This window comes from Amycolatopsis deserti, assembly GCF_014653945.1.
GTDB lineage: Bacteria > Actinomycetota > Actinomycetes > Mycobacteriales > Pseudonocardiaceae > Amycolatopsis_E > Amycolatopsis_E deserti.
In genome coordinates this window covers 171,428-192,887 of record NZ_BNAU01000012.1, presented here as the reverse complement: position 1 = coordinate 192,887, position 21,460 = coordinate 171,428, and the positions used below count along the sequence as shown (strand labels likewise).

Below are 21,460 nucleotides of genomic sequence, written 5' to 3'. Positions count from 1 at the left end.
GTGTCGACGAGCACCAGTGTGCTCTTTCCCCGCCGCTGACACTCCTCCGTCGGCCCTGAGATGGACCTGAGATGCTGAGAGACCGCTGAGAGCGCGCGCCCGAGCTGGAAAAACCGGGCATGCTTGTCAACCGTGAACCCTCGGATTCTCGTGGTGGACGACGAGCCCGGCGTGCGCAAGGCGCTGCACCGCGGGCTGCGGGCGGAGGGCATGGACGTGGTCACCGCCCCCGACGGCCCGAGCGGCCTGCGCCTGGCGCAGACCGGGTCGTTCGACGTGCTGCTGCTGGACATCATGCTGCCCGGCCTGTCCGGGTACCGGGTGCTGCAGGCGTTGCGCGCACAGGGCATCACCACGCCGGTCCTGATGGTCTCGGCCAAGGACGGCGAGGTCGACCAGGCCGACGGGCTCGACCTCGGGGCCGACGGCTACCTGGTCAAGCCGTTCTCGTTCGTCGTGCTGGTCGCGCAGATCCGCGCCGTCCTGCGCCGCGCGGCCACCGAGGGGACGCGCGGCCCGCTGCGCATCGGGGGCCTCGTCGTCGACCGCGCCACCCGCGAGGTGCGCTGGCACGACGACCCGGTCGCGCTGAGCCCGCGCGAGTTCAGCCTGCTCGAGGTGCTGGTCGGGCGCGCCGGGACGGTCGTCACCAAGGACGAGCTGCTGCGCGCGGTGTGGGGTGACGAGCAGGCCGCGACCCGCAACGTCGTCGAGGTCTACGTCGGGTACGTGCGCCGCAAGCTCGACGCGGTCGGGGCGGGCGCGCTGGTGCGCACCGTGCGCGGCCACGGCTACCTGGCCTCGGACGCGGCGCTGGACGAGGTCCTGCCCGGGTGAGCTCGCTGCGCCGGTGGTGGGAACGCCGGTCCATGCAGTTCCGGATCACGGCGCCGGCCGCCGCGGTCACGCTGGCGTTCCTGCTCGGCCTCGCCGTCGTCGCCGGGCGCGGGCTCGGGCCCCTGCGGGACTCCTCCGTCGACACCGAACTGTCCGAGGCGCTCGCTCCGGCGGCCGCGACCGTGTCCGTCGGACAGCTGCCCGTCCCACCGGACGGCGTGGTCCTGCGCGTGCTCGACACCGCGGGTGCGCCGGTCGACGGCGGCCCGGCGACCCCGCTCGGGCCGGGTGACGTGCGGGCGCTCAAGGCCGGGCAGCCGGTGACCGTGGAGCGGATGCGGTGGCTGGGCTCGGTGGTGACCGCGCCGGACGGGCAGCTGCGGCTGGTCGCCGCCGGCACCGGGCTGGTGGGCCAGCGGGCGGCCGTGCACAAGGCTGCGACCTGGCTGCTGTGGGCCGCCGGGATCGGCGCGGTGCTCGCCGCGATCGCGACCTGGCTGGTGGTGCGTTTCGCGCTGCGGCGCGTGAGCCGGCTGCGCCGGACGGTCCGCGCGCTGCCGCCGGGGCAGCGGGTGCCGTTGCCCGAGGCCGACGACGAGCTGCGGGCGCTGGCGGCGGACTTCAACGCGCTGCTGGCGCGGCAGGAGGAGGCCGCTCAGCGGCTGCGGCGGTTCACCGGGGACGCCGCGCACGAGCTGCGCTCGCCGGTCGCGTCGATCCGCGTGCAGGCCGAGGTCGCCGTCGCCAACCCCGATCCGGAGCTGGCGCAGGAGACGCTGGCCGACGTCCTCGCCGAGGCCGAGCGGTTGTCCGCACTGCTGGACGGGCTGCTGACCCTGGCCCGGTCGGACGCCGGGGAGCTGCCGCCGGCCGAGGCCGTCGAACTGCTCACCGAGGCGCGCGCGGCGGCGGACCGGTTGCCGCCCGGCTCGCCTGCGGTGCGCGTCACGGGCGTGGTCGGGCAGGCGTGGGCGCACGCGGCGCACTCCGAGGTCGAGCTGGTGCTGAACAACCTGCTGCGCAACGCCTGCCGGTACGCCTCGTCGCAGATCGTGGTGTCGGTGCTGCCCGGGCACTCCACCGTGCGGCTGGTGGTGGACGACGACGGGCCGGGCATCCCGCCCGAGCACCGGGACCGCGTGTTCGACCGGTTCTACCGCGTCGGCGACGACCGGGCCCGCACCTCCGGCGGCACCGGGCTGGGGCTGGCGATGGTCGCCGAAACCGTGCGGCGGCGCGGCGGGCGGGTGTCGGTGGGCGAGTCGCCCGAGGGCGGTGCCCGCTTCCAGATCGTGTGGCGGTCGGCCGGTAACGTCTCCACCTCGTGAAGGTGATCGTGGGAGCGGCCATCGTGCGGGGCCGGTCCCTGCTCGCCCAGCAGCGCGCGTACCCGCGCGAGGTGGCGGGCCTGTGGGAGCTGCCCGGCGGACGGGTCGAGCCGGGTGAGTCCGAAGTGGACGCCCTGCGCCGGGAGTGCCGCGAGGAACTCGGCGTGGACGTCGCGATCGGTGCGCGGGTCGGCCCGGACGTGCCGTTGCGGGCGGGGCTGGTGCTGCGCGTGTTCGCCGCCTCACTGACCGACGAGCGCGCCCGCCCGGAGGCGCTGGACCACAAGGCGCTGCGCTGGCTCGACGAGGCCGGCCTGGACAGCGTCCAGTGGCTGCCCGCGGACCTGGAACTGCTCCCCGACCTGCGGCTGCTGCTGCGCTGAGTCAGCGCCCGGTGGCGCCGTCGATCAGTCCACGCGCCTACCGGGACACCACCGCCCGCGCCAATGGCGTGATCGCCGCCGCGGGCACGGAGATTCGCCGGATCAGCAACTCCGGGTCACATCCCCGCGCCGATCAGCCGCATCGCCGAGGTCAGGCGGTGCTCGCCGCGTTCGGCGGCTCGGCTGGCGCCCTCCTTGCGGATCCGCGCCAGTTCCGCCGGGTCCGCCAGCAGCTCCTGCGTCCGCTCCCGGATCGGGCGCAGCGTCTCGATCACCGCCTCCGCCACGGCCTCCTTCAGCTCGCCGTACGACGAGAACTCGACCGCCACGTCCGCGGGCCGCGCGCCCCTGCAACCGGCCAGGATCTCCAGCAGGTTGGCGACCCCCGGACGCTCCTCCGGCGCGTACGCGACCCCGCTGAACCCGTCCGTCACCGCGCGGCGCACCTTGCGGCGGATCAGGTCCGGCTCGTCCAGCACGAACACCACCCCGGCCGCGTCGCGCGCGGACTTCGACATCTTCCGCGCCGGGTCGGACAGGTCCCGCACCCGCGCGCCCGTCGGCGGCAGCACCGATCGGGGCACCGTGAACACCTCGCCGTAGGTGCTGTTGAACCGCCGGGCCAGGGCGCGGGCCAGTTCGACGTGCTGGTTCTGGTCCTCGCCCACCGGGACCTCCGCGGCACCCTGCAGCAGGATGTCGGCGGCCATCAGCACCGGGTAGGTCAGCAGGCTCAGCCGCACGCCCGGCTGGCCGCTGCCCTTCTCCTTGAACTGGATCATCCGCGCGGCCTCGCCGTAGCTGCAGGTGCACTCCAGGATCCAGGTCAGCGCGCCCAGCTCGCGGGACAGGTCCGACTGCACGAACACGCGCTCGGCGGGGATCCCCGCCGCCACCAGCACGGCCAGCATCTCGCTGGTCCGCCCGCGCAGCTTGCCCGGGTTGTGGGTGGTCGTCATGGCGTGCAGGTCGGACACGAAGTACAGGTCGTCCGGGCCGCCGTCGGCCACCCAGCGCTGGATCGCGCCCAGGTGGTTGCCGAGGTGGGTGTGGCCGGACGGGGTGATCCCGGAAATTCGCATCGGTGGTGTCCTCGGGTCGGTGGCCACCCCCGCCACGGCCCCGGGAACGACGAAGGCCGCCTGCGCGGGCGGCCTTGTCGTGGGTGCTGGGTGTCAGCGCACGTCGGAGGGACCGCCTGCCGGCGGCCACCAGAAGTTCCCGATCGTGCGCACGCCAGCAGCGTAGCAGCGGCCGAAAGTAATATCCACATTGCCTTCCGGAAAGCAATTCTTTGGAATGTCGAACCGCTGTTGCACAGATTACTGGCAATCGGCTGAGAATCATTTCCCGGGGGCCGTTCCAGGGCTACCGTGAAGGTATGTACATCGTGCTGATCGACTACACGGCCCCGGTGGAGGAAGTCGACTACTACCTGGCCGACCACGCGAAATGGCTGGACCGGCACTTCAAGTCGGGCGAGTTCCTGGCCGCCGGGCGGCGCACGCCGCATTCCGGTTGCGTGATCGTGACCCGCCCGATGCCCCAGGTGAAACTGGAAGCGGTACTCGCGTCCGACCCGATCGTCGAACGGCGTCTGGCGCAGTTCCGGATCATCGAATTCGGCGCCACCCGCACGGCGCCGGAACTCCGCCTGCTGAACGAGGCGCTCGCCGTCTAGGGCGAGTGTGTCAAGGCCTCGGCGGCCAAACCTCTAGGTGTCGTGCCCAGTGAGGTTGTCGACGCGGGTGATGGTGGTTGGTCGTTGAGTGCGGTGTGGGCTCGGTGATGGTTGTCGCGGCGGAGGAAGCCGGCGCAGGTGACGGCGGTTTTTCGTCGGGGTGGATCTCGGCGTAGGCGAGCCGGGAGTGATCGTCGATGGCGCAGTGCACGTACTCATAACCCACTCGGGGCGCGCGGCGGGCGGCCTTGTGCTGGTCGCTGCCGTCCTCGCGCGGCCGCCCGAATTTCTCCACGACCATGGGCACTACCCCTAGGCGGCCTTCTTCAGGTCCGCCTTCGCGCGCTGGAGGGCGAGCACCGGGCACTTCTTGCAGCGCGGCTTCGAGCGGCAGCACTTCTTCTTGACCTTGCCGGCCTTCATGAGCTTGCGGACCACCTTGCGGGGGTCCGCCTCCTTCTTGCCCAAACCACCACTCCACAGCTCCGGGGACGACCTTAGGTTAGGTGAACCTAAGTGATCATCCACCGTGGCCCTGGTCACAATGTGGTACCGGGTATCCTGAATGGGATCGCGTATGCCAAAGCGGGCCCGCGATTCATCCCTTCGAAATGTTCAGGAGCCCTCGCGTGCCCACAGCAACCGCCGAGAAGGTCCGCACCGACCTCCGCAACGTCGCCATCGTCGCGCACGTCGACCACGGCAAGACCACCCTGGTCGACGCCATGCTGCGGCAGTCCGGTGCCTTCGGCGAACGTGCCGAGCTCGTCGACCGCGTCATGGACTCGGGCGAGCTGGAACGTGAGAAGGGCATCACGATCCTCGCCAAGAACACCGCCATCCGCCGCCAGACCGCCGAGGGGCCGGTCACCATCAACGTGATCGACACCCCCGGCCACGCCGACTTCGGCGGCGAGGTCGAGCGCGGCCTGGCCATGGTCGACGGCGTCCTGCTGCTGGTCGACGCCAGCGAGGGTCCGCTGCCGCAGACCCGGTTCGTGCTGCGCAAGACCCTGCAGGCTGGCCTGCCGGTCGTGCTGGTGGTCAACAAGGTCGACCGCCCGGACGCCCGCATCGCCGAGGTCGTCGAGGAGACCCACGACCTGCTGCTCGACCTCGCGGGCGACATCGAGGACGCCGACCTCGACGCGGTCCTCGACCTGCCCGTCATCTACGCCTCCGCGCGCGCCGGCCGGGCGAGCCTGGAGCAGCCCGCCGACGGTGAGCTGCCTGACAGCGACAACCTCGACCCGCTGTTCGACACCCTGCTGCGTCACGTGCCGCCGCCCCAGGCCGACCCGGACAGCCCGCTGCAGGCCCTGGTCACCAACCTCGACGCGTCCAACTTCCTCGGCCGCATCGCGCTCATCCGCATCCACTCCGGCAAGCTGCGCAAGGGCCAGACCGTCGCGTGGCTGCGCGAGGACGGCTCGGTGCAGAACGTCCGGATCTCCGAGCTGCTGGTCACCGAGGCCCTGGAGCGGGTGCCCGCGCAGGAGGCCTCGGCCGGTGACCTGGTCGCCATCGCCGGCATCCCGGACATCACGATCGGCGACACGCTGGCCGACGTGGAGAACCCGGTGGCGCTGCCCCGGATCACCGTCGACGAGCCGGCCATCTCGATGACCATCGGCGTGAACACCTCGCCGCTGGCCGGCCGCAACGGCGGCGACAAGGTCACCGCGCGCCTGGTGAAGGCCCGGCTGGACCAGGAGCTGATCGGCAACGTGTCGATCCGCGTCCTGCCCACCGAGCGCCCGGACACCTGGGAGGTCCAGGGCCGTGGCGAGCTGGCGCTGGCGATCCTGGTCGAGCAGATGCGCCGCGAGGGCTTCGAGCTGACCGTCGGCAAGCCGCAGGTGGTCACCAAGACCATCGACGGCAAGCTGCACGAGCCGTTCGAGCGGCTCACGCTGGACATCCCCGAGGAGCACCTCGGCGCGGTCACCCAGCTGCTCGCGGCGCGCAAGGGCCGCATGGAGGACATGGGCGGGCACGGCACCGGCCGGATCAAGCTCGAGTTCGTCCTCCCGGCGCGCGGCCTGATCGGGTTCCGCACCGACTTCCTGACCGAGACCCGCGGCACCGGCATCGCGAACCACGTGTTCGAGGGCTACCACCCGTGGGCGGGCGAGATCCGCACCCGGCACAGCGGTTCGCTGGTCGCCGACCGGTCCGGGCCGGTCACCTCCTACGCGATGATCCAGCTCGCCGACCGCGGCACGTTCTTCGTCGAGCCGGGCGCCGAGGTGTACGAGGGCATGGTCGTGGGCGAGAACCCGCGCGCCGAGGACCTCGACATCAACATCACCAAGGAGAAGAAGCTCACCAACATGCGCTCCTCCACCGGAGACGAGCTGGAGCGCCTGGCGCGCCCGCGCAAGCTCGGCCTGGAGGAGGCGCTGGAGTTCTGCGCCGCCGACGAGTGCGTCGAGGTCGCGCCGAACGCGGTGCGCGTGCGGAAGGTGACGCTGGAGATCACCCAGCGGGCCAAGGAGCGTTCGCGCGCCAAGTCGCGCGGCTGAGGTCGCTGAGCGGGGGACGTCCATCGCGGTGGAGTCCCCCGTGTCGTTTCCGGGGGGAACCGCGACACGCTCAGCAACGTCAACCTTTCGGCGGTACCTGATCCGGTGACAGGTAGGCCCGGCCGGTCTGGCAATCTCGGTACCGCGGCTACAGGCCTTGTGACACCATCATGGGCTCATCAGGGGAGGCAGCGTGCGGGGAAGCGGTAAAGCGGCGGCACTGGTCACGGTGCTGCTGACCGCACTGGCCGCCTGCACCAGCACTCCGCCGCCGCCGGTCGTGACCTCACCGGTGGCCCAGTCGTCGACCCCCGCGGTGCCGACGGCGTCGCAGATCGTGATCGGTGTCGACGACATCGCGGGCGGTTACAACCCGCACAACCTGGCCGACCAGTCCACGATCACCACGGCGTTGTCGCAGATGCTGCTGCCGTCGGTGTTCCGGCCCGACGCCCAGGGCGAGTACCAGCTGGACACCACGCTGATGCGCTCGGCCGAGGTCACCTCGACCGACCCGTTCACGGTCACCTACCTGATCCGGCAGGACGCCTCGTGGTCCGACGGCGCGCCGATCGCGGTGGAGGACTTCGTCTACCTCGCCGAGGCGATGCGCGACCAGCCCGGGGTGGTGCAGCCCGCCGGGTACCGGCTGATCAGCGGCATCCAGCCCAGCGAGGGCGGCAAGGGCGTCCAGGTGACGTTCGCCGAGCCGTACCCGGGCTGGCGGACGCTGTTTTCGAACCTGCTGCCGCAGCACCTGCTCAAGGACGCCCCGGGCGGCTGGCAGGGCGCGCTGCAGGACAGCTTCCCGGCCTACGGTGGCCCGTTCTCGATCAAGACGCGGGACAACGCGCGCGGCGAGATCATCCTGGAGCGCAACGAGCGGTACTGGGACAAGCCGGCCGCGGTGGACCAGATCGTGCTGCGCCGCTCGGACGCCACCGGCCTGGCCGGGGCGCTGCGCAGCGGCAACGACCAGTTCGTGATGTCCCGCACCGACAGCGCCGGGCTGAACCAGTTCCAGGCGCTCGGGCCGGCGGTCCAGCTGACCACGGTGGCCGCTCCGCGGGTGGCCGAGGTGCTGCTGCGCCCGGCGAACGGCCCGCTCGTCAACGACCAGGTCCGCGAGGCGGTGTCGGCGTTCATCGACCGGAACAAGCTGATCGACGAAGGCGCCGCGGGCGGCCCGTCGGCCGGGTTGCGGGCCGAGGCGCAGGTGCGGTGGCCGTCGCAGGCCGGGTACGCGCCGACGATCCCCGCCGGTTACGGCGTGCCGGACCCGGTGAAGGCGGAGTCGCTGCTGACCGCGGCGGGTTACGTCAAGGAAGCCGGGGTCTGGCGCAAGGACGGCCGGGCGCTCACGCTGGTCGTCGCGTCACCCGGGCAGCAGGAGCCGTACGCGAGCATGGCCAAGGAGCTGAGCAACCAGCTGATCGCGGCCGGCATCCAGGTGAACACGCTGAACGCCCAGCCGCGGGACCTGTTCGCCAACCTGCTGGCGTTGCCGGTCAGCCAGGGCTCGACCGCCCCGACGGGCAACTCGGGCGCCGTCGGTGTCGACATAGCGGTGGTGCCACTCCCGGCAAGCGGTGACGCGGCGACGGTGCTCGCGTCGACCTTCGGGTGCCGGCCCGGGCAGTCCACGCCGTCGGCGAACGTGGCGGTGATCCCGGCCAACCCGGCCGCCGTCTGCGACGAGAACCTCCAGACGACGATCGAAGAGGCGCTGACCGGGGAGAAGCCCCTGGCCGACGCGCTGGCCGAGCTGGAGCCGAAGCTGTGGGCCCAGCACACGGTGATGCCGCTGTTCCAGCTGGCCGACACCCTGGCGACAGGGCAGGGGATCTCCGGGATGACGGTGGGGCCGCCGCTGCTGGGCCCGTTCGGTGAAGCCGTGAACTGGACCCGCAGCCCCCGCTGACCACCCTGGCGGGCGTGGTGCAGCCGCCCCGCTCGCGGCGGCGTGTTCGCCGGTCCGGGACGCACGGACATGAAAGGGCCCCCGGACGAGCCGGGGGCCCTTCCTCACGCCAGCACGGCCGACATCAACCGCCGGCCCTCAAATCAACTGCCGCGCCTGCGCGTAGTGACAAGCCGCCGGATGCCCCTGCCCCCGATCGACGAGCAACGGCTCCTCATCAATGCACTTCGTCCGCTCCGCATCGCTCAGCTCGTTCGCGAACTTCGGGCACCGGGTGCGGAACCGGCAGCCACTGGGCGGGTTGGCCGGGCTGGGCACGTCTCCGGTGATCACGATGCGTTCCCGCGAGCGCTCCTTGCGCGGGTCGGGCACCGGGATCGCCGAGATCAGCGCCTGCGTGTACGGGTGCGCCGGATTCTCGAACAGCTCCTCCGACGGTGCCGTCTCCACGATCTTGCCCAGGTACATCACCGCGATGCGGTTGGAGATGTGCCGGACCACCGACAGGTCGTGCGAGACGAACAGGTACGACAGGCCGAACTCCGACTGCAGGTCCTGCAGCAGGTTCAGCACACCGGCCTGGATCGACACGTCCAGCGCGGACACCGGCTCGTCCAGCACCAGCAGCTTCGGCTGCAGCGCGAGCGCCCTGGCGATGCCGATGCGCTGCCGCTGACCGCCGGAGAACTCGTGCGGGTACCGGTTGCCGTGTTCGGGCCGCAGGCCGACCGTGGCGAGCAGCTCGCGCACCCGCTGCCGGCCACCCTTCTCGTACAGGTTGTGGATCCGCAGCGGCTCCGCGATGATCTCGTTGACCGGCATGCGCGGGTCGACCGAGGCGTACGGGTCCTGGAACACGATCTGCATCTCGCGGCGCAGCGTCTGCATCTGCTTGCGGTGCAGCTTGTGCAGCTCGGTGCCCTCGAAGAACACCTCGCCGCTCGTGGCCGGCTGGAGGTTGAGCACCACCCGCGCGGTGGTCGACTTGCCGCACCCCGACTCGCCGACCAGGGCGAGCGTCTCCCGCTCGTAGATGTCGAACGACACCCCGGACACGGCCTGTACCTCGCCGATCTGGCGCCGGATCAGCCCGCCGCTGCGCACCGGGAAGTGCTTGACGACGTTGCGGGCCGACAGCACGGGGGTCCGCTGGTCCTGCTCGGGCAGCACGCCGGCTGCGCTCTCGCTCATTCGGTCTTCTCCCCGGGGGTCACCGCGGCCACCGCGTCGACGTCGTCGACCGAGGTCGGGTTGAACAGATCAGTGGCTTCGCGGCCGGCCAGCTGGTCGCTGAAGTGGCAGGCCGCCTTGTGCAGACCGTCGGTGGTCGGCTCGAGCGCCGGCTCCTCGGCGTCGCAGATGTCCTGCGCCATCGGGCAGCGCGGGCTGAACGGGCAGCCCGGCGGCATGTTGACCACCGAGGGCGGGGCGCCGGCGATCGGGGTGAGCCGGTCGGTCTTGATGTCCAGCCGCGGCAGGCTGCCGAGCAGGCCCAGCGTGTAGGGCATGCGCGGGGTGTAGAAGATGTCGTCGACCGTGCCGGCCTCGACCACCTTGCCCGCGTACATGACCTGCACCCGGTCGGCCTGGCCGGCGATGACGCCCAGGTCGTGGGTGATCAGCACCATCGCGGCGCCGGTCTCCTGCTTCGCGGCCTGCAGCGCGTCCAGCACCTGCGCCTGCACGGTCACGTCCAGCGCGGTCGTCGGCTCGTCGGCGATGATCACCTCGGGCCGGTTGGCGATGGCGATCGCGATCACCACGCGCTGCCGCATCCCGCCGGAGAGCTGGTGCGGGTACTCCGTCGCCCGCTGCTGCGGGTTCGGGATGCGCACCAGGTCCAGCAGCTCCACGGCCTGCTTGCGGGCCACGTCCTTGCGCACGTCGTGGTGCGCGGTGATGGCCTCGGCGATCTGGTCGCCCACCGGGTAGACCGGGTTCAGGGACGTCATCGGGTCCTGGAAGACCATCGCGATTCCGCTGCCGCGGACCCGGGTCATCTCCTTCTCGGACAGCTCGAGCAGGTTCTGGCCCTTGAAGTTGATCGTGCCCTTGACGCGCGCCGAGCGGGGCAGCAGGCCCATGATCGCCAGCGAGGTCACCGACTTGCCGGAGCCGGATTCCCCGACCACGCCCAGCACCTCACCGCGGCCGAGCTGGTAGGTCACGCCGCGCACGGCCTGCACGAGGCCGTCGTCGCTGGGGAACTGGACGGTCAGGTCCTCCACCGAGAGGACGGGGTCGGCCGTCGTCTGGGAGTCGAACGAGGTCATGCGCGCACCTTCGTCTGCTGGGGGTCGAACGCGTCGCGGAGCCCGTCCCCGATGAAGTTGATCGTCAGCGCGATCAGGATGATGAACAGGCCCGGGAAGTAGAACAGCCACGGGCGGGTGTCGACCGCCGTCTGCGCGTTGCTCACCAGCAGGCCGAGCGAGGTGTCCGGGGGCCGCACGCCGAAGCCGAGGAACGACAGCGCGGTCTCCAGCAGGATGCCGATGGACACCAGGATCGTCGCGTTCACGATCACCGAGCCGAGCGCGTTGGGCACCAGGTGCCGGAAGATGATCCGCCCGTCACCCGCGCCGAGCGCGCGGGCCGCCTCGATGAACTCCTTCTCCCGCAACGACAGCACCACACCGCGCGCGACACGCGACACGTAGGCCCAGTACAGGCCGGCGATGACGACGGCGATCAGCCACCAGCTGCCGCCCACGTTGTGGGCGAGCACGGCGGCGACGGCGAGCAGCGGCAGCGTGAGCACCAGGTCGGCGATGCGCATCAGCACGGTGTCGATCCAGCCGCGGTAGTACCCGGCGACCGCGCCCCAGATCGTGCCGACGACCGTGGAGAAGATCGCGACCAGCACCGAGATCTGCAGCGAGATCTGGGTGCCGCGGAGGACGTTCGCGAGCATGTCCTTGCCCACCGCGTCGGTGCCGAACGGGTGCTCCAGCGACGGCGACTGGGAGTTGTCCGGCGTGATGTCCTCCGGCCCGTACTTCCAGAGCCAGCCGCCGACGTAGGCGAGCAGCACGATCACGATCAGCAGGACCAGGCTCACCACGGCCAGCCGGTGCTGCATGAACCGGCGCAGGACCAGCTGGAACTGGCTGCGCTCCTGGACGGTGAACTCCCGCTCGACGGTGCCGTTGGGGCTGTCCTGCAGCTGGGCCGTCGCGGCGGTTTCGGTGGTCGAAGGCTCAGGCATGGCGGATCCTCGGGTCGAGCACGCCGTACAGCAGGTCGGCGACAAGGTTGAACAGGATGACGAAGGTCGCCGAAATCAGCAGCCACGCCTCGACGGCGTACACGTCGCTCTGGGCGATGGCGTCCAGCAGGAACGTCCCCGCGCCCTGCCACTGGAACACCTTCTCGGTCACGACGGCGCCGGAGATGATCGAGGCGAGGTCCAGCGCGGTGACGGTGGTCAGCGGGATGAGCGCGTTGCGCAGTGCGTGCTTGCGCATCACGACGCCGCGGGACAGGCCCTTGGCGCGGGCGAGCCGCACGTAGTCGCTGTTGAGCACCTCGAGCATCGATCCGCGCTGGAAGCGGCTCCACGACGCGTAGGAGATCAGCGCCAGCGAGATGGTCGGCAGGATCATGTGCCCCAGCACGTCCGTGAAGTGGGCCCAGAACCCGCCCTTCACGTAGATCGAGCTCGCGCCGATCGTGTAGAAGACCTGGTCGCCGACCGTGTTGTTGATGTTGATGCCGGCCTGCTTCAGGAGCACCGCGAGCCAGAACGCGGGCATCGACAGGAAGAGGAAGCCGAAGAAGGTGGCCGTGTAGTCCAGCTTGGAGTACTGCTTCACGGCGCTGACGGCGCCCACGACGATCGCCAGGATCAGCGCGATGACCATCGCGAGGAAGATCAGGCGGAACGTGACGCCGAAGCGGGAGATGACCTCCGACCCGATGTCCATCGTCGAGTTGACGGACGGGCCGAAGTCGCCGCGGAAGATGCCGGTGATCCAGTTCCAGTACCGCTCCATCAGCGGCTGGTCCAGGTGCAGCCGGTGCGCCTCGGCGGCGATGGTCTGCGGGGGTGGGGGCGGATTTCGGGTGATGAGGTAGCTGAGCGGGTTGGCCGACAGCGACACCATCAAGAAGACGACGAACGTCGACAAGATGAGGATCGGCACCGACACGAGCAGCCGGCGCAATGCGAAGGCGAGCATGGAGGTCTTCCTGCTGAAGTTCGACCAGCACGCCGCTCGTGACGGCGGAACCGGGCGGCGCGACCTGTCTAGTTGTGGTGGTTTCGTGCGGTTTAGGGGGTGGGGGAGACCGGCGATGCCGGCCTCCCCCACCGAATTACTTCTCAGTAATGTACTCCGGCGGGGCGATCAGCCCTTCCGGATGCCCCATTCCTGCATGTTGTAGACCGGCCCGTCGAGGGTCGAGTTGTTGCGGATGTTGGCGATGTTGTCGTAGGCAGCGATGAAGGTCGGCTTCTGGTACAGCGGAAGCACGTACGCGTCACCGGCCATGATCTGGTTCGCCTGGTTGAGCAGGTCGGCGGCCTTGGCCTGGTCGGTCTCGGCGTTGGCCTGCGCGATCAGGTTGTCGACCTCGGGGTTGCTGTACTTGCCGTAGTTGCTGGCCGAACCGGTGGTCCAGTTCTGCTGGGCACCCGAGAACGGGAACGGCGAGGCGACCCAAGCGAACACGATCACGTCGAAGTCACCGTTGCTCGTGGTGTCACCGAGGTCGTCGGTCGGGATGATGTCGACCTTGACGCCCAGCTGGCTGGCGGCCTGCTGGAACAGCTCGCACTCGTTCTGGCGGATCTGGTTGCCCACGGTGTAGCGCATCCGCAGAGCCGGCACCGGCGCGCCGCTCGGGTCGATCAGCTGGCTGCCCTGCAGCTTGTAACCGGCGTCGGTGAGGATCTGCTTCGCCTTGTTGATGTCACCCGTGCCCTGGCCGGTGGACGAGATGACGTCCTTGTAGCCCTCCTGGCCCGGCATGAAGTTGTGGTTCTGCAGCGGCTTCACCTTGTTGGTGAACTGGCCGACCGTCTTGTCGATGACGCCCTGGACGTCAACGGCGGTGTAGAGGGCCTGCCGCAGGGCCTTGTTGGCCAGCGCGGGGTTCTTCAGGTTGAAGTCGAAGTGCTCCCAGGTCAGGCCGAGGCCGATGTAGGAGGACACGTTCGGGATGTTGCGCACCTGGTTGACCAGGTCGACCTGCGGCTGCGGGTAGATGACCTGGACCTCGCGGTTCTGCAGGGCCGTCGGCTCCTGCGAGGCGTCGGTGATGATCCGGAAGATCACCCGGGACAGGTGCGGCTTGGCGCCCCACCACGCGGGGTTCGGCACCATCGTGACCGACACGTTGTTCTGGAAGTTGTCCAGCTTCCAGGGGCCGCCGGACCAGGTCGGCACGGTCTCGCCGAACCACTTGTACGACGCGGCCAGGCCGGCCGGGGTGTTCAGGTCACCGTGCTGCGCCGCCAGGTGGGCGGGGTACATGGCGCCCGAGGAGCTCCACATGTTCTTCCAGTCGGTGTACGGCTTGGCGAAGGTCGCGGTGACCGTCTTGCCGTTGTCCGAACCGACGACCGAGGCGATCTGGTCGTAACCGGAGGTGCTGGCCGCCGCGCAGTCCGGGCAGTCCTTGCCGTTCTGGACCTTCCAGTTGTAGACGAAGTCGTCGGCCGTGATCGGCGTGCCGTCGGACCACACGGCCTTCGGGTTGATCTTGTAGACCACCGTCTGCGGATTCGTGCTGGTGACGTCGGCCGAGGTCACGAAGTCCGTGTTCAGCGTCGGCTTGAGGTCCGGAGTCGTGTAGAAGGTGTAGGGCAGGATGCCCTTGGTCACCATGCCGGTCTCGAAGACGTTGCCTTCGGCCGAGGTCACGTTCCAGTTCGGGATGTTCTTCTCGATCGCGAAGGTGACCTCACCGCCGTCCTGCAGCTGGTCAGCGGCGGCCGAGTTGCACGCGTTCGCGTTGGCGTCGCACTCGGCGAACGCTTGCCCGGTCTGGACGCCACTGTTGTCACCGCCGCCGCCGCCACACGCGGCGAGGACCAGCGCGGCGGTCGCGGCGAGCGCGCCGATTCCGGCGGCGCGTGACTTGGTCTTCCCTAACATTCATTCTCCTTGCTCGACGCCGTCGTGGGTAGCGAGGCGGCCTCGTCCTGTGGCGGCGAACTGTCGAGGTGATCGAGTTTGCTCACCGTAGTCGTGCAACCTAGGCAGAGGAACAGCCGAGACGGCCACTGAGCGTGAGATTGTGATGGAACAGTGACGCGCCGTCCCTCACTCCAACGGGTGACGAGCGTCGCCGTTCGTGGCCGTCTGACCTTCCCCCCGGAACTCGGTGCACGGGCACCCCTTCTTGGATATCCCCTGCTACGGCGCGGTGCGTAGCTCGGGGGAGAATAACCGACGCGTCCCACTTTGTGGACCCCACGAAAGGACTAGTCATACGCCTGTGACAGGAACGCCACACAATCTTCTAATTAACCTGAACTCGTGACCGCTACCTCCGCACGCCGTCTCCTGCTCGTGCACGCCCATCCCGACGACGAGAGCATCACCACCGGCGGGACCATCGCCCGCTACGCCGCCGAAGGGGTCGACACAACCCTGGTGACCTGCACACTCGGCGAGGAGGGGGAGATCATCCCCAAGGGTCTGGACCAGCTCGGGGCGTGGGCCGGGGACCAGCTCGGCGGGTACCGCGCGGGGGAACTGGCTTCGGCCGTCCGGGCGCTGGGGTTGACCCGCCAGTGTTATCTGGGCGGAATCGGGCGCTGGCGTGATTCCGGCATGGCGGGCACGCCGTCGGCCGACCACCCGCGCGCGTTTTCCGGAGGAGATCCACATGAGCAGGCCGCCCAGTTGCGGGCCGTTCTGGACGACGTGCGCCCGCATGTGGTCGTGACCTACAACGCGTTCGGGGGGTATGGGCACCCGGACCACATCCGGGCACACGCAGTAACCATGATCGCCGTCCAGGACGCCCCCTACGTGCGACGGGTCTTCCACATCGCCGCCTCCCGCGACGCCCTCGCCCGCGGGGTGGCCCGCCTGCGCGCGGAGCCCGGCCTGCCGTGGCGGTTGCCCGCCGACGGCGAGCTGCCCACCACGCCGGACGAGGAGATCACCACCGCGATCGACGTGCGGGACCACCTGGACGCCAAGATCGCGGCGCTGGCCGCGCACGAGACGCAGATCAGCGTCCGGCCGCCGGCGTTCGCGTTGTCCAACGGCATCGCGCAGCCCATCGACGAGGTCGAGCACTATGTACTCGTGCGCGGCCCGGCCGAGGGCGCGGAGCGGGACCTGTTCGGAGGGCTGTAGGTGTCCAGGCTGCTGCTGCTGGTGCTGCTGGTGCTCGACGCGGCGTTGCTGGCCGTGCTCGAGCTGTTCTTCCTGCCGCTCTACGTCGGCGGGACGATCCCGTTCCCGGTCACCGTGCTCGTCGCGGCGCTGACCACCCCGCTGCTCGTTCGGCTGGCCGGGCGGCTGGTCGCGCCGCGGGCCGCGTTTGTCCCGCTCGTGGCGTGGGTACTGGTGGTGGTGATCGTCGGGTTGTTCGGGCCCGGCGGGGACCTCGTGCTGCTGCAGGACTGGCGAGCGTTGCTGCTCATCGCCGGCGGTGCGCTGCCGGCCGCGATGAGCCTCGGTGGCGTGCTCGCCGTGCCGCCGAAGGGGAGTGCAACGAGCCGTGGGTGAAGCGATTTCCGACCGCCAGGTCGTCGCCGTGCTGCGTCCGATCGTGCGCGCGTCCGGCCCGGTGCTGCACGCGCTGCGCACGCCCGGCCGCCTGGAAGGGCTGGCGTCGGTGCGCGTGCCGGGTTCGGCCGCGTGGGAGGCGATGGACCGGGACGGCCGCATCGACTGGTGGGTCAACCGGCTGGGCCGGCTCACGTCGCTGGTCACGTCGATCCCCGGACTGGGCGGCGCGCTCGCCGACCGGCTGCCGGTGCAGGACGCGCTGGGCACGGCCGCGCAGGCGCTGCTGCTGACCGCCATCGCCGGGGAACACGGCATCTCCGACATCGGCGAGAAGGTCCGGCTGGTCGCGTGGGTGCTGTTCCAGCGCGACATCGACGCCTCGCTCGCCGCGGGCAAGCACGAGGACTACTCGACGGCCGACGAGGACGCCGAGACCGCGAAGCTAGCCGGCGAGTTCTCCCAGGTGGAGCACCGGCCCCGGCGCATCACGCTGAAGTCGGCGGGCAAGACGCTGTGGCGGATGGGCCGCTCGCTCATGGCCATCACCGACGAGCTGGAGAAGCGGCCGCACGGCCGGTTCTACCACCGGGCCGTCGGGATGCTGCCGGTGGTCGGCCTGGTCGGCGACTACCTCGGCGAGCGCAGCGGGCTCAAGCGGGTGGTGCGCCGCGCGGACGAGTGGCTCACCCGCGCGGCGTGACACCTAGTGCCGCCAGAACAAGAACGTGTACTGGCCGACCGCGGCCGCGATGTCGTTGCCGCCCACCGCGCCGTAGATGAACGAGACCAGGTCCCAGAAGGCGCTGCCGACCGCGGGCACCGCGAACAGCAGGGCGAACAGCACGAGCGGCGCCCACGGCCGAGCCTTGGCCCCGAACTCACGCGCCTCCGGTGACAGGTACGGCTCGATCGCGCCGTAACCGTCCAGGCCGGGCACCGGCAGGATGTTCAACACGAACGTGGCGATCTGCAGCAGCGCCAGGAACGACAGCCCGGCCAGCAGGCCGACCGGCATCGGCACCAGCATCACGACCACGGTCAGCACGATGCCGATCAGCAGGTTGGACAGCGGCCCGGCCAGCGACACCCAGGACGCGACGGTGCGGGTGCGCAGCGCCCAGCGGTTGATCCACACCGCGCCACCGGGCAGCGGGATGCCGCCGATGAGCAGGAAGACGAGCGGCAGCACGATCGACAACACCGGATCGGTGTAGTGCCGGACGTCCATCGACAGGTAGCCCTTGGAGGCCACCTCGTAGTCGCCGCCCTTGAAGGCGACGAAGGCGTGCCCGAACTCGTGCAGCGTGAGTGAGAGCACCCAGCCGGCGATCACGAGGATGAAGACACCGGCTACCACCATCGGGTCTTGGTCGGAGGTCAGCAGTGTGCTCGCGTCACCGAACGCGGCCAGTAGGCCACCCACTACGGTGAGTGCGAGAATGCCGAAGAAGACAGGACTGGGTCGGACCGCGGATCGTTGCACGGGGTCCAGTCTGTCGCATCCTGGCGAGTTGATGTTCGGCGTGTCCGCTTGCGCGGCGGGGCGGAAGCATCCCCCAACCTCGCTACTCCGCTTGACCTAGCCTCATTACACGGGTGTAATCACAGTGCTGTTATTCGTTGCTGCAAGGGGGCGACGGGTACGGCGATGCAAGACCGCCAGCCTGGGGAGTGCGTGGAAGCAGAGGAGGCGGACGTGCGGTTGGAATCCGACGGAAGGGATTGGGGGAACGTCGTGGAGTGGCGAGAAGGCCCGGAGGTGGAGCTGGGCGAGCTCGTCGACCTCTTCGACAACGACGAGCCCCCCGAGTGGCAGGACCGCGCACTGTGCGCGCAGACCGATCCCGAGGCGTTCTTCCCGGAGAAGGGCGGCTCGACCCGTGAGGCGAAGCGGATCTGTCAGGGCTGCGAAGTGAAGGGCGAATGCCTGGAGTACGCGCTGGCCCACGACGAGCGCTTCGGCATCTGGGGCGGTCTGTCCGAACGGGAGCGTCGGAAGCTCAAAAAGCGGGCTGTGTAAGGAAATTTAACACCTGCTTCACAACGAGGTGGCAGGTCTTTCGCGTGCTCGTGCGGGTGCGTGGAGTCACGGCCGGCTCGGCTAGGCTGGCGCGGCAGAAGATCCTCACCGATCGCCGCCGCCCAGTGGAGAAGCCTTGCCCGACAACGTGAACGTCCCGGACAAGACCTCGACGGTGGCCAGGATCGCCCCGGTGGCGGGCGTTTTCGTGGTGCTCGCCGTGCTGGGGCTGTCGGTGAACGCGGGACGACTGGGGTTCGACCTCGCCGGCGGACGGCTCCTCGAAGCCGGTTCGCTGAGCGAGGTCTGGTCGGCTTACCTGGCCGGCTGGCACGCCGTGGACGGCGGCACCGCGAGTGCGGCGCCGGCCGCGCTGGCCGTGCTCGGGATCTTCGGTGCGGTGTTCACCCCGCACGGGTTCGTGTCGTTGCTGTTGATCGCCGACGCTCCGCTCGCCGGGGTGTCGGCCTTCTTCGCCACGCGACGGCTTCCGGTGCAGCCGTGGGTGCGTGCGGTGGTCGCCGCCGCCTACGGGTTGCTGCCCGCCGCGACCGCCGGGGTGGCGCAGGGCCGGCTCGACGTCGTGGCCGTCCACATCCTCCTGCCGCCGGTGGCCGCCGGGATCGCCGGCGTGCTCGCCGATCCGGGGCAGCGGTGGCTGCACTCCTCGTCGTTGTGCGCGCTGGGCCTGGCGCTGCTGGGCGCGTTCTCGCCGCTGGCGCACCTGCTCGCGCTGGCCGGGCTGGTCGCCGGGTTCGTCGTGCTGCCCTCGCCCGCCCCGCTGGTCAAGCGTGCCGCGTCGGTGGTCATCGTCGTGCTGGTGCCGCTGGCGTTGCTGATGCCGTGGCCGACCGTGCTGGTCAACCACCCGGCGCTGGTGCTGCACGGGCTGAGCGGCCCTGGCGATCCGGTGACCGCGGTCGACCTGGCCGGGCTGGATCCGGGTGGGGCCGGGTCGTGGCCGGTCGGGCTCGCGGTGTTGCTGGCCGCCGTGATCGCGTTCGCGGTGCGGCCGAATCGTGCGGCCGGGGCCGGGCTCGCCGTGGTGGTACTCGGGGTGGCCGGGTTGCTGGTCGTGCGGCTGGTGGCGGTGGAGCCGCTGCAGGGCGGGCCGGTGTCGCCGGGATTCGCCGGGGTGCCGCTGCTGGTCGTCGGGGCGGGGTTGCTGTGGATCGTGCTGTCGGTGTGCCGTGGCGCGGTCGGAAAGCCCTTTCTCGCCGGTGGGGCGGCACTGGTGGTGGCCCTGGCCGTCGGGGTCGTGGTGGCGGGCAGCGGTGGGCCGTTGCACTCCGGTGGCGGGCCGGCGCTGGCGCGGGACCAGGCCGACGAGCTGTCCCGCACCGGCCGGTCGGTGCTGGTGCTGGACACCGGGCACGCGCCCGCGCTGCAGACGGGCGGCCGGATGCCGCGGTTCGGGGACGAGCAGCTGGCGGTGAGCGCGGCGACGCCCGCGCGGCTGGCCGGGTGGCAGGACGCGCTGACCGACCCGGAGACGCAGCGGACGCGGGCGGCGCTGTCCGGCGCGGCGGCGTCCGGGGCGTTGTTCGTGGTGCTCCCGGCTGGCGCGGATCCGCGGCCGATCGTCACGATGGCCGGTGATCTGGCGTCGTCGGTCGCGCCGACGTCCGACGGGCGGCCGGTGCTGCGGCTGCTGGAGCCCGGCGGGCAGGTCGTGCTTATCCCGCCCGGGGTGGCGCGCCAGGCGGTGACGTCGCAGGCGCCGGCGAGCACGCTCGGGGTGACGCCGGTGGACGCGCAGCTGCCGGACGTGCGGGTGCGGGTGTCCGAGGGCGTGCCCGGGCGGCTGCTGGTGCTGGCCGCCGAGCACGAGGACGGGTGGCGCGCGCAGGTGGACGGCAAGCCGGTGCCGATCGTGCCGGCGTGGGGGCACCAGGTGGCGGTCGCGGTGCCGACCACGCAGGCCGAGGTGCGGCTGGAGCACCCCTCCACCCTGCGGGACGTGCTGTTGCTGGTCCAGATCGCGGCGGCGCTGTTCACGCTGCTGACGGCGGTGCCCACCCGCCTGCGCGAGCCGCACCCGACGGAGCCGGCGGAGGCGGTGCGCTCCTAGGCGCCGGCGCCCCCGTGGGCGGGGTTGCTGCTGGCGCGGCGACTGGGGAGCCGGTGCGCCCTGAGCCACGGTTCGGCGCTGCCGGCGGCGGGCCGCCCCGCGGGGCGGCTGGTGCCTGCGCTGGTGACTTGGCGGCGGGCCGCACACGTGTTGGTGCGTGTCCGTTGGAGCTGGGCGGCTGGTGCCGGGCCTGCCCGGCGGGGCGGCTGGTGCCTGCGCTGGTGACTTGGCGGCGGGTCGCACCTGTTGGCGCGTGTCCGTTGGAGCTGGGCGGCTGGTGCCGGGCCTGCCCGGCGGGGCGGGCTGCTGCCCGCGCTGGCGACTTCGGCCCCGGAGCCGCCGCATCCGTCGGCGCCGCGCTTGCGGAAGCAGTCCCCCCGGCGCCACGGCCCTCAGCCCCGGCGCCAGGCCGCGCAGCAGGCCACCGCCCGCGGTGGGGCCGGTCCCGAGCGCTACTCGCCCTCGATGATGTCCGGTTCGACGCCCAGGTAGCCCGCCACCTGCTCCACCAGCACGTCGTGCACGAGTTCGGCCAGTTCGCCGGGGTCCTTGGCCCGCGCCTCGAGCGGCCGCCGGTACAGCACGATCCGCGCGCGCGTCGGCAGGCCGGCCCGGTCCACGCCCGCCGGCACCAGCCTGGACAGCGGCACCGCCCCGTCGTGGAGCACCCCGTCGTCCGCCGGGCCGCCCGCGGCGCGGATCTCGGGCACGTCGTCGACCGCCACGTCGAGCTTCGTCAGCTGGTCCCGCCACCGGGCCTCGATCGGCTCGAGCGCGTCGAGCACGAGCTGGTCGAACTTCTCCGCGCGGCTGGCCGCGGCGGGCAGGGTCGCCGGGTACAGCGGCCCACGCAGCCCGCGGCCATGCCGGTCCCGGCGGACACGCCGCCGATGCCGGGAACTTCGAGCCATAGACACATCCGGAAGGTTACGCGTTGGCCTCGGTCGGTGGCCCCCACCGGTGCGCCTGCGCGCACTTGCCCGGGGGAAGCGCTATCGTC

Annotated in this window: 20 protein-coding genes; 11 read left to right on the top strand and 9 right to left on the bottom strand. The window is 70.9% G+C overall.

All coding sequences use genetic code 11. The features are described from left to right. The first annotated feature begins 132 nt into the window (after positions 1 to 132). From IE290_RS35635 to IE290_RS35625, 3 genes are read left to right on the top strand one after another with little or no spacing between them, the layout of a single operon-like run. Positions 133 to 837: a response regulator transcription factor gene (locus IE290_RS35635; RefSeq protein ID WP_191249134.1), complete on the top strand. Its 705-nt coding sequence runs from the start codon at positions 133 to 135 to the stop codon at positions 835 to 837. Then, positions 834 to 2,165 (top strand): sensor histidine kinase, encoded by a 1,332-nt coding sequence (locus IE290_RS35630; RefSeq protein ID WP_229874908.1) that lies wholly within the window; start codon positions 834 to 836, stop codon positions 2,163 to 2,165. Before IE290_RS35635 ends, IE290_RS35630 begins: the two co-directional genes overlap by 4 nt. Beyond that, complete coding sequence (locus IE290_RS35625) at positions 2,162 to 2,548, top strand: (deoxy)nucleoside triphosphate pyrophosphohydrolase (protein ID WP_191249133.1); 387 nt, start codon at positions 2,162 to 2,164, stop codon at positions 2,546 to 2,548. Before IE290_RS35630 ends, IE290_RS35625 begins: the two co-directional genes overlap by 4 nt. A 116-nt stretch (positions 2,549 to 2,664) precedes the next feature. Here the strand turns inward: IE290_RS35625 and trpS are convergent, their stop codons facing one another. Further along, entirely contained in the window at positions 2,665 to 3,630 is a 966-nt protein-coding gene (gene trpS, locus IE290_RS35620) for a tryptophan--tRNA ligase (protein WP_191249132.1), read from the bottom strand. A 299-nt stretch (positions 3,631 to 3,929) separates the two neighbouring features. On the opposite strand from trpS, the gene IE290_RS35615 reads away from it, so the two are divergent. Beyond that, positions 3,930 to 4,229, top strand: coding sequence for a YciI family protein (locus IE290_RS35615; protein ID WP_191249131.1), 300 nt, complete (start codon positions 3,930 to 3,932; stop codon positions 4,227 to 4,229). 312 nt (positions 4,230 to 4,541) lie between these two features. On the opposite strand, the gene IE290_RS35610 is transcribed toward IE290_RS35615, so the two are convergent. Beyond that, positions 4,542 to 4,697: a hypothetical protein gene (locus tag IE290_RS35610; protein ID WP_191249130.1), complete on the bottom strand. Its 156-nt coding sequence runs from the start codon at positions 4,695 to 4,697 to the stop codon at positions 4,542 to 4,544. Between the two features lie 143 nt (positions 4,698 to 4,840). On the opposite strand from IE290_RS35610, the gene typA reads away from it, so the two are divergent. Next, complete coding sequence (gene typA / locus IE290_RS35605; RefSeq protein WP_373300632.1) at positions 4,841 to 6,754, top strand: translational GTPase TypA; 1,914 nt, start codon at positions 4,841 to 4,843, stop codon at positions 6,752 to 6,754. Positions 6,755 to 6,947: 193 nt separating this feature from the next. Continuing rightward, positions 6,948 to 8,675 (top strand): ABC transporter family substrate-binding protein, encoded by a 1,728-nt coding sequence (locus IE290_RS35600; protein WP_373300631.1) that lies wholly within the window; start codon positions 6,948 to 6,950, stop codon positions 8,673 to 8,675. Positions 8,676 to 8,813: 138 nt separating this feature from the next. Here the strand turns inward: IE290_RS35600 and IE290_RS35595 are convergent, their stop codons facing one another. From IE290_RS35595 to IE290_RS35575, 5 genes are all read right to left on the bottom strand, one after another. Further along, on the bottom strand, positions 8,814 to 9,866 hold the full coding sequence (locus tag IE290_RS35595; RefSeq protein ID WP_191249128.1) for an ABC transporter ATP-binding protein: 1,053 nt from the start codon (positions 9,864 to 9,866) through the stop codon (positions 8,814 to 8,816). Then, the gene (locus IE290_RS35590) at positions 9,863 to 10,948 is read right to left on the bottom strand and encodes an ABC transporter ATP-binding protein (RefSeq protein WP_191249127.1); all 1,086 of its coding nucleotides are present in this window, start codon (positions 10,946 to 10,948) and stop codon (positions 9,863 to 9,865) included. The genes IE290_RS35595 and IE290_RS35590 overlap by 4 nt, the downstream gene beginning before the upstream one ends. Further along, entirely contained in the window at positions 10,945 to 11,883 is a 939-nt protein-coding gene (locus tag IE290_RS35585) for an ABC transporter permease (protein ID WP_191249126.1), read from the bottom strand. The genes IE290_RS35590 and IE290_RS35585 overlap by 4 nt, the downstream gene beginning before the upstream one ends. Next, the gene (locus IE290_RS35580; protein ID WP_191249125.1) at positions 11,876 to 12,856 is read right to left on the bottom strand and encodes an ABC transporter permease; all 981 of its coding nucleotides are present in this window, start codon (positions 12,854 to 12,856) and stop codon (positions 11,876 to 11,878) included. The genes IE290_RS35585 and IE290_RS35580 overlap by 8 nt, the downstream gene beginning before the upstream one ends. Positions 12,857 to 13,024: 168 nt before the next feature. Then, positions 13,025 to 14,776: an ABC transporter family substrate-binding protein gene (locus IE290_RS35575; protein ID WP_191249124.1), complete on the bottom strand. Its 1,752-nt coding sequence runs from the start codon at positions 14,774 to 14,776 to the stop codon at positions 13,025 to 13,027. A gap of 384 nt (positions 14,777 to 15,160) precedes the next feature. Here IE290_RS35575 and mshB point away from each other — a divergent pair, with 384 nt between their 5' ends. From mshB to IE290_RS35560, 3 genes are read left to right on the top strand one after another with little or no spacing between them, the layout of a single operon-like run. Then, positions 15,161 to 15,991 (top strand): N-acetyl-1-D-myo-inositol-2-amino-2-deoxy-alpha-D-glucopyranoside deacetylase, encoded by an 831-nt coding sequence (gene mshB, locus IE290_RS35570; protein WP_191249123.1) that lies wholly within the window; start codon positions 15,161 to 15,163, stop codon positions 15,989 to 15,991. Continuing rightward, complete coding sequence (locus IE290_RS35565; protein ID WP_191249122.1) at positions 15,992 to 16,366, top strand: hypothetical protein; 375 nt, start codon at positions 15,992 to 15,994, stop codon at positions 16,364 to 16,366. Next, positions 16,359 to 17,069, top strand: coding sequence for a hypothetical protein (locus IE290_RS35560; RefSeq protein ID WP_191249121.1), 711 nt, complete (start codon positions 16,359 to 16,361; stop codon positions 17,067 to 17,069). Before IE290_RS35565 ends, IE290_RS35560 begins: the two co-directional genes overlap by 8 nt. A 3-nt stretch (positions 17,070 to 17,072) precedes the next feature. Here IE290_RS35560 and IE290_RS35555 read toward each other — a convergent pair whose 3' ends face one another. After that, positions 17,073 to 17,852, bottom strand: coding sequence for a site-2 protease family protein (locus IE290_RS35555; protein ID WP_191249120.1), 780 nt, complete (start codon positions 17,850 to 17,852; stop codon positions 17,073 to 17,075). Between the two features lie 282 nt (positions 17,853 to 18,134). Between IE290_RS35555 and IE290_RS35550 the strand changes: the two genes are divergently transcribed. Both IE290_RS35550 and IE290_RS35545 read left to right on the top strand, forming a co-directional pair. Beyond that, positions 18,135 to 18,389, top strand: coding sequence for a WhiB family transcriptional regulator (locus IE290_RS35550; RefSeq protein ID WP_208400690.1), 255 nt, complete (start codon positions 18,135 to 18,137; stop codon positions 18,387 to 18,389). Between the two features lie 136 nt (positions 18,390 to 18,525). After that, complete coding sequence (locus IE290_RS35545) at positions 18,526 to 20,460, top strand: hypothetical protein (protein WP_191249119.1); 1,935 nt, start codon at positions 18,526 to 18,528, stop codon at positions 20,458 to 20,460. Between the two features lie 452 nt (positions 20,461 to 20,912). On the opposite strand, the gene IE290_RS35540 is transcribed toward IE290_RS35545, so the two are convergent. Then, positions 20,913 to 21,371, bottom strand: a complete 459-nt coding sequence (locus IE290_RS35540; protein WP_191249118.1) for a metallopeptidase family protein — start codon at positions 21,369 to 21,371, stop codon at positions 20,913 to 20,915. Positions 21,372 to 21,460: the final 89 nt, after the last annotated feature.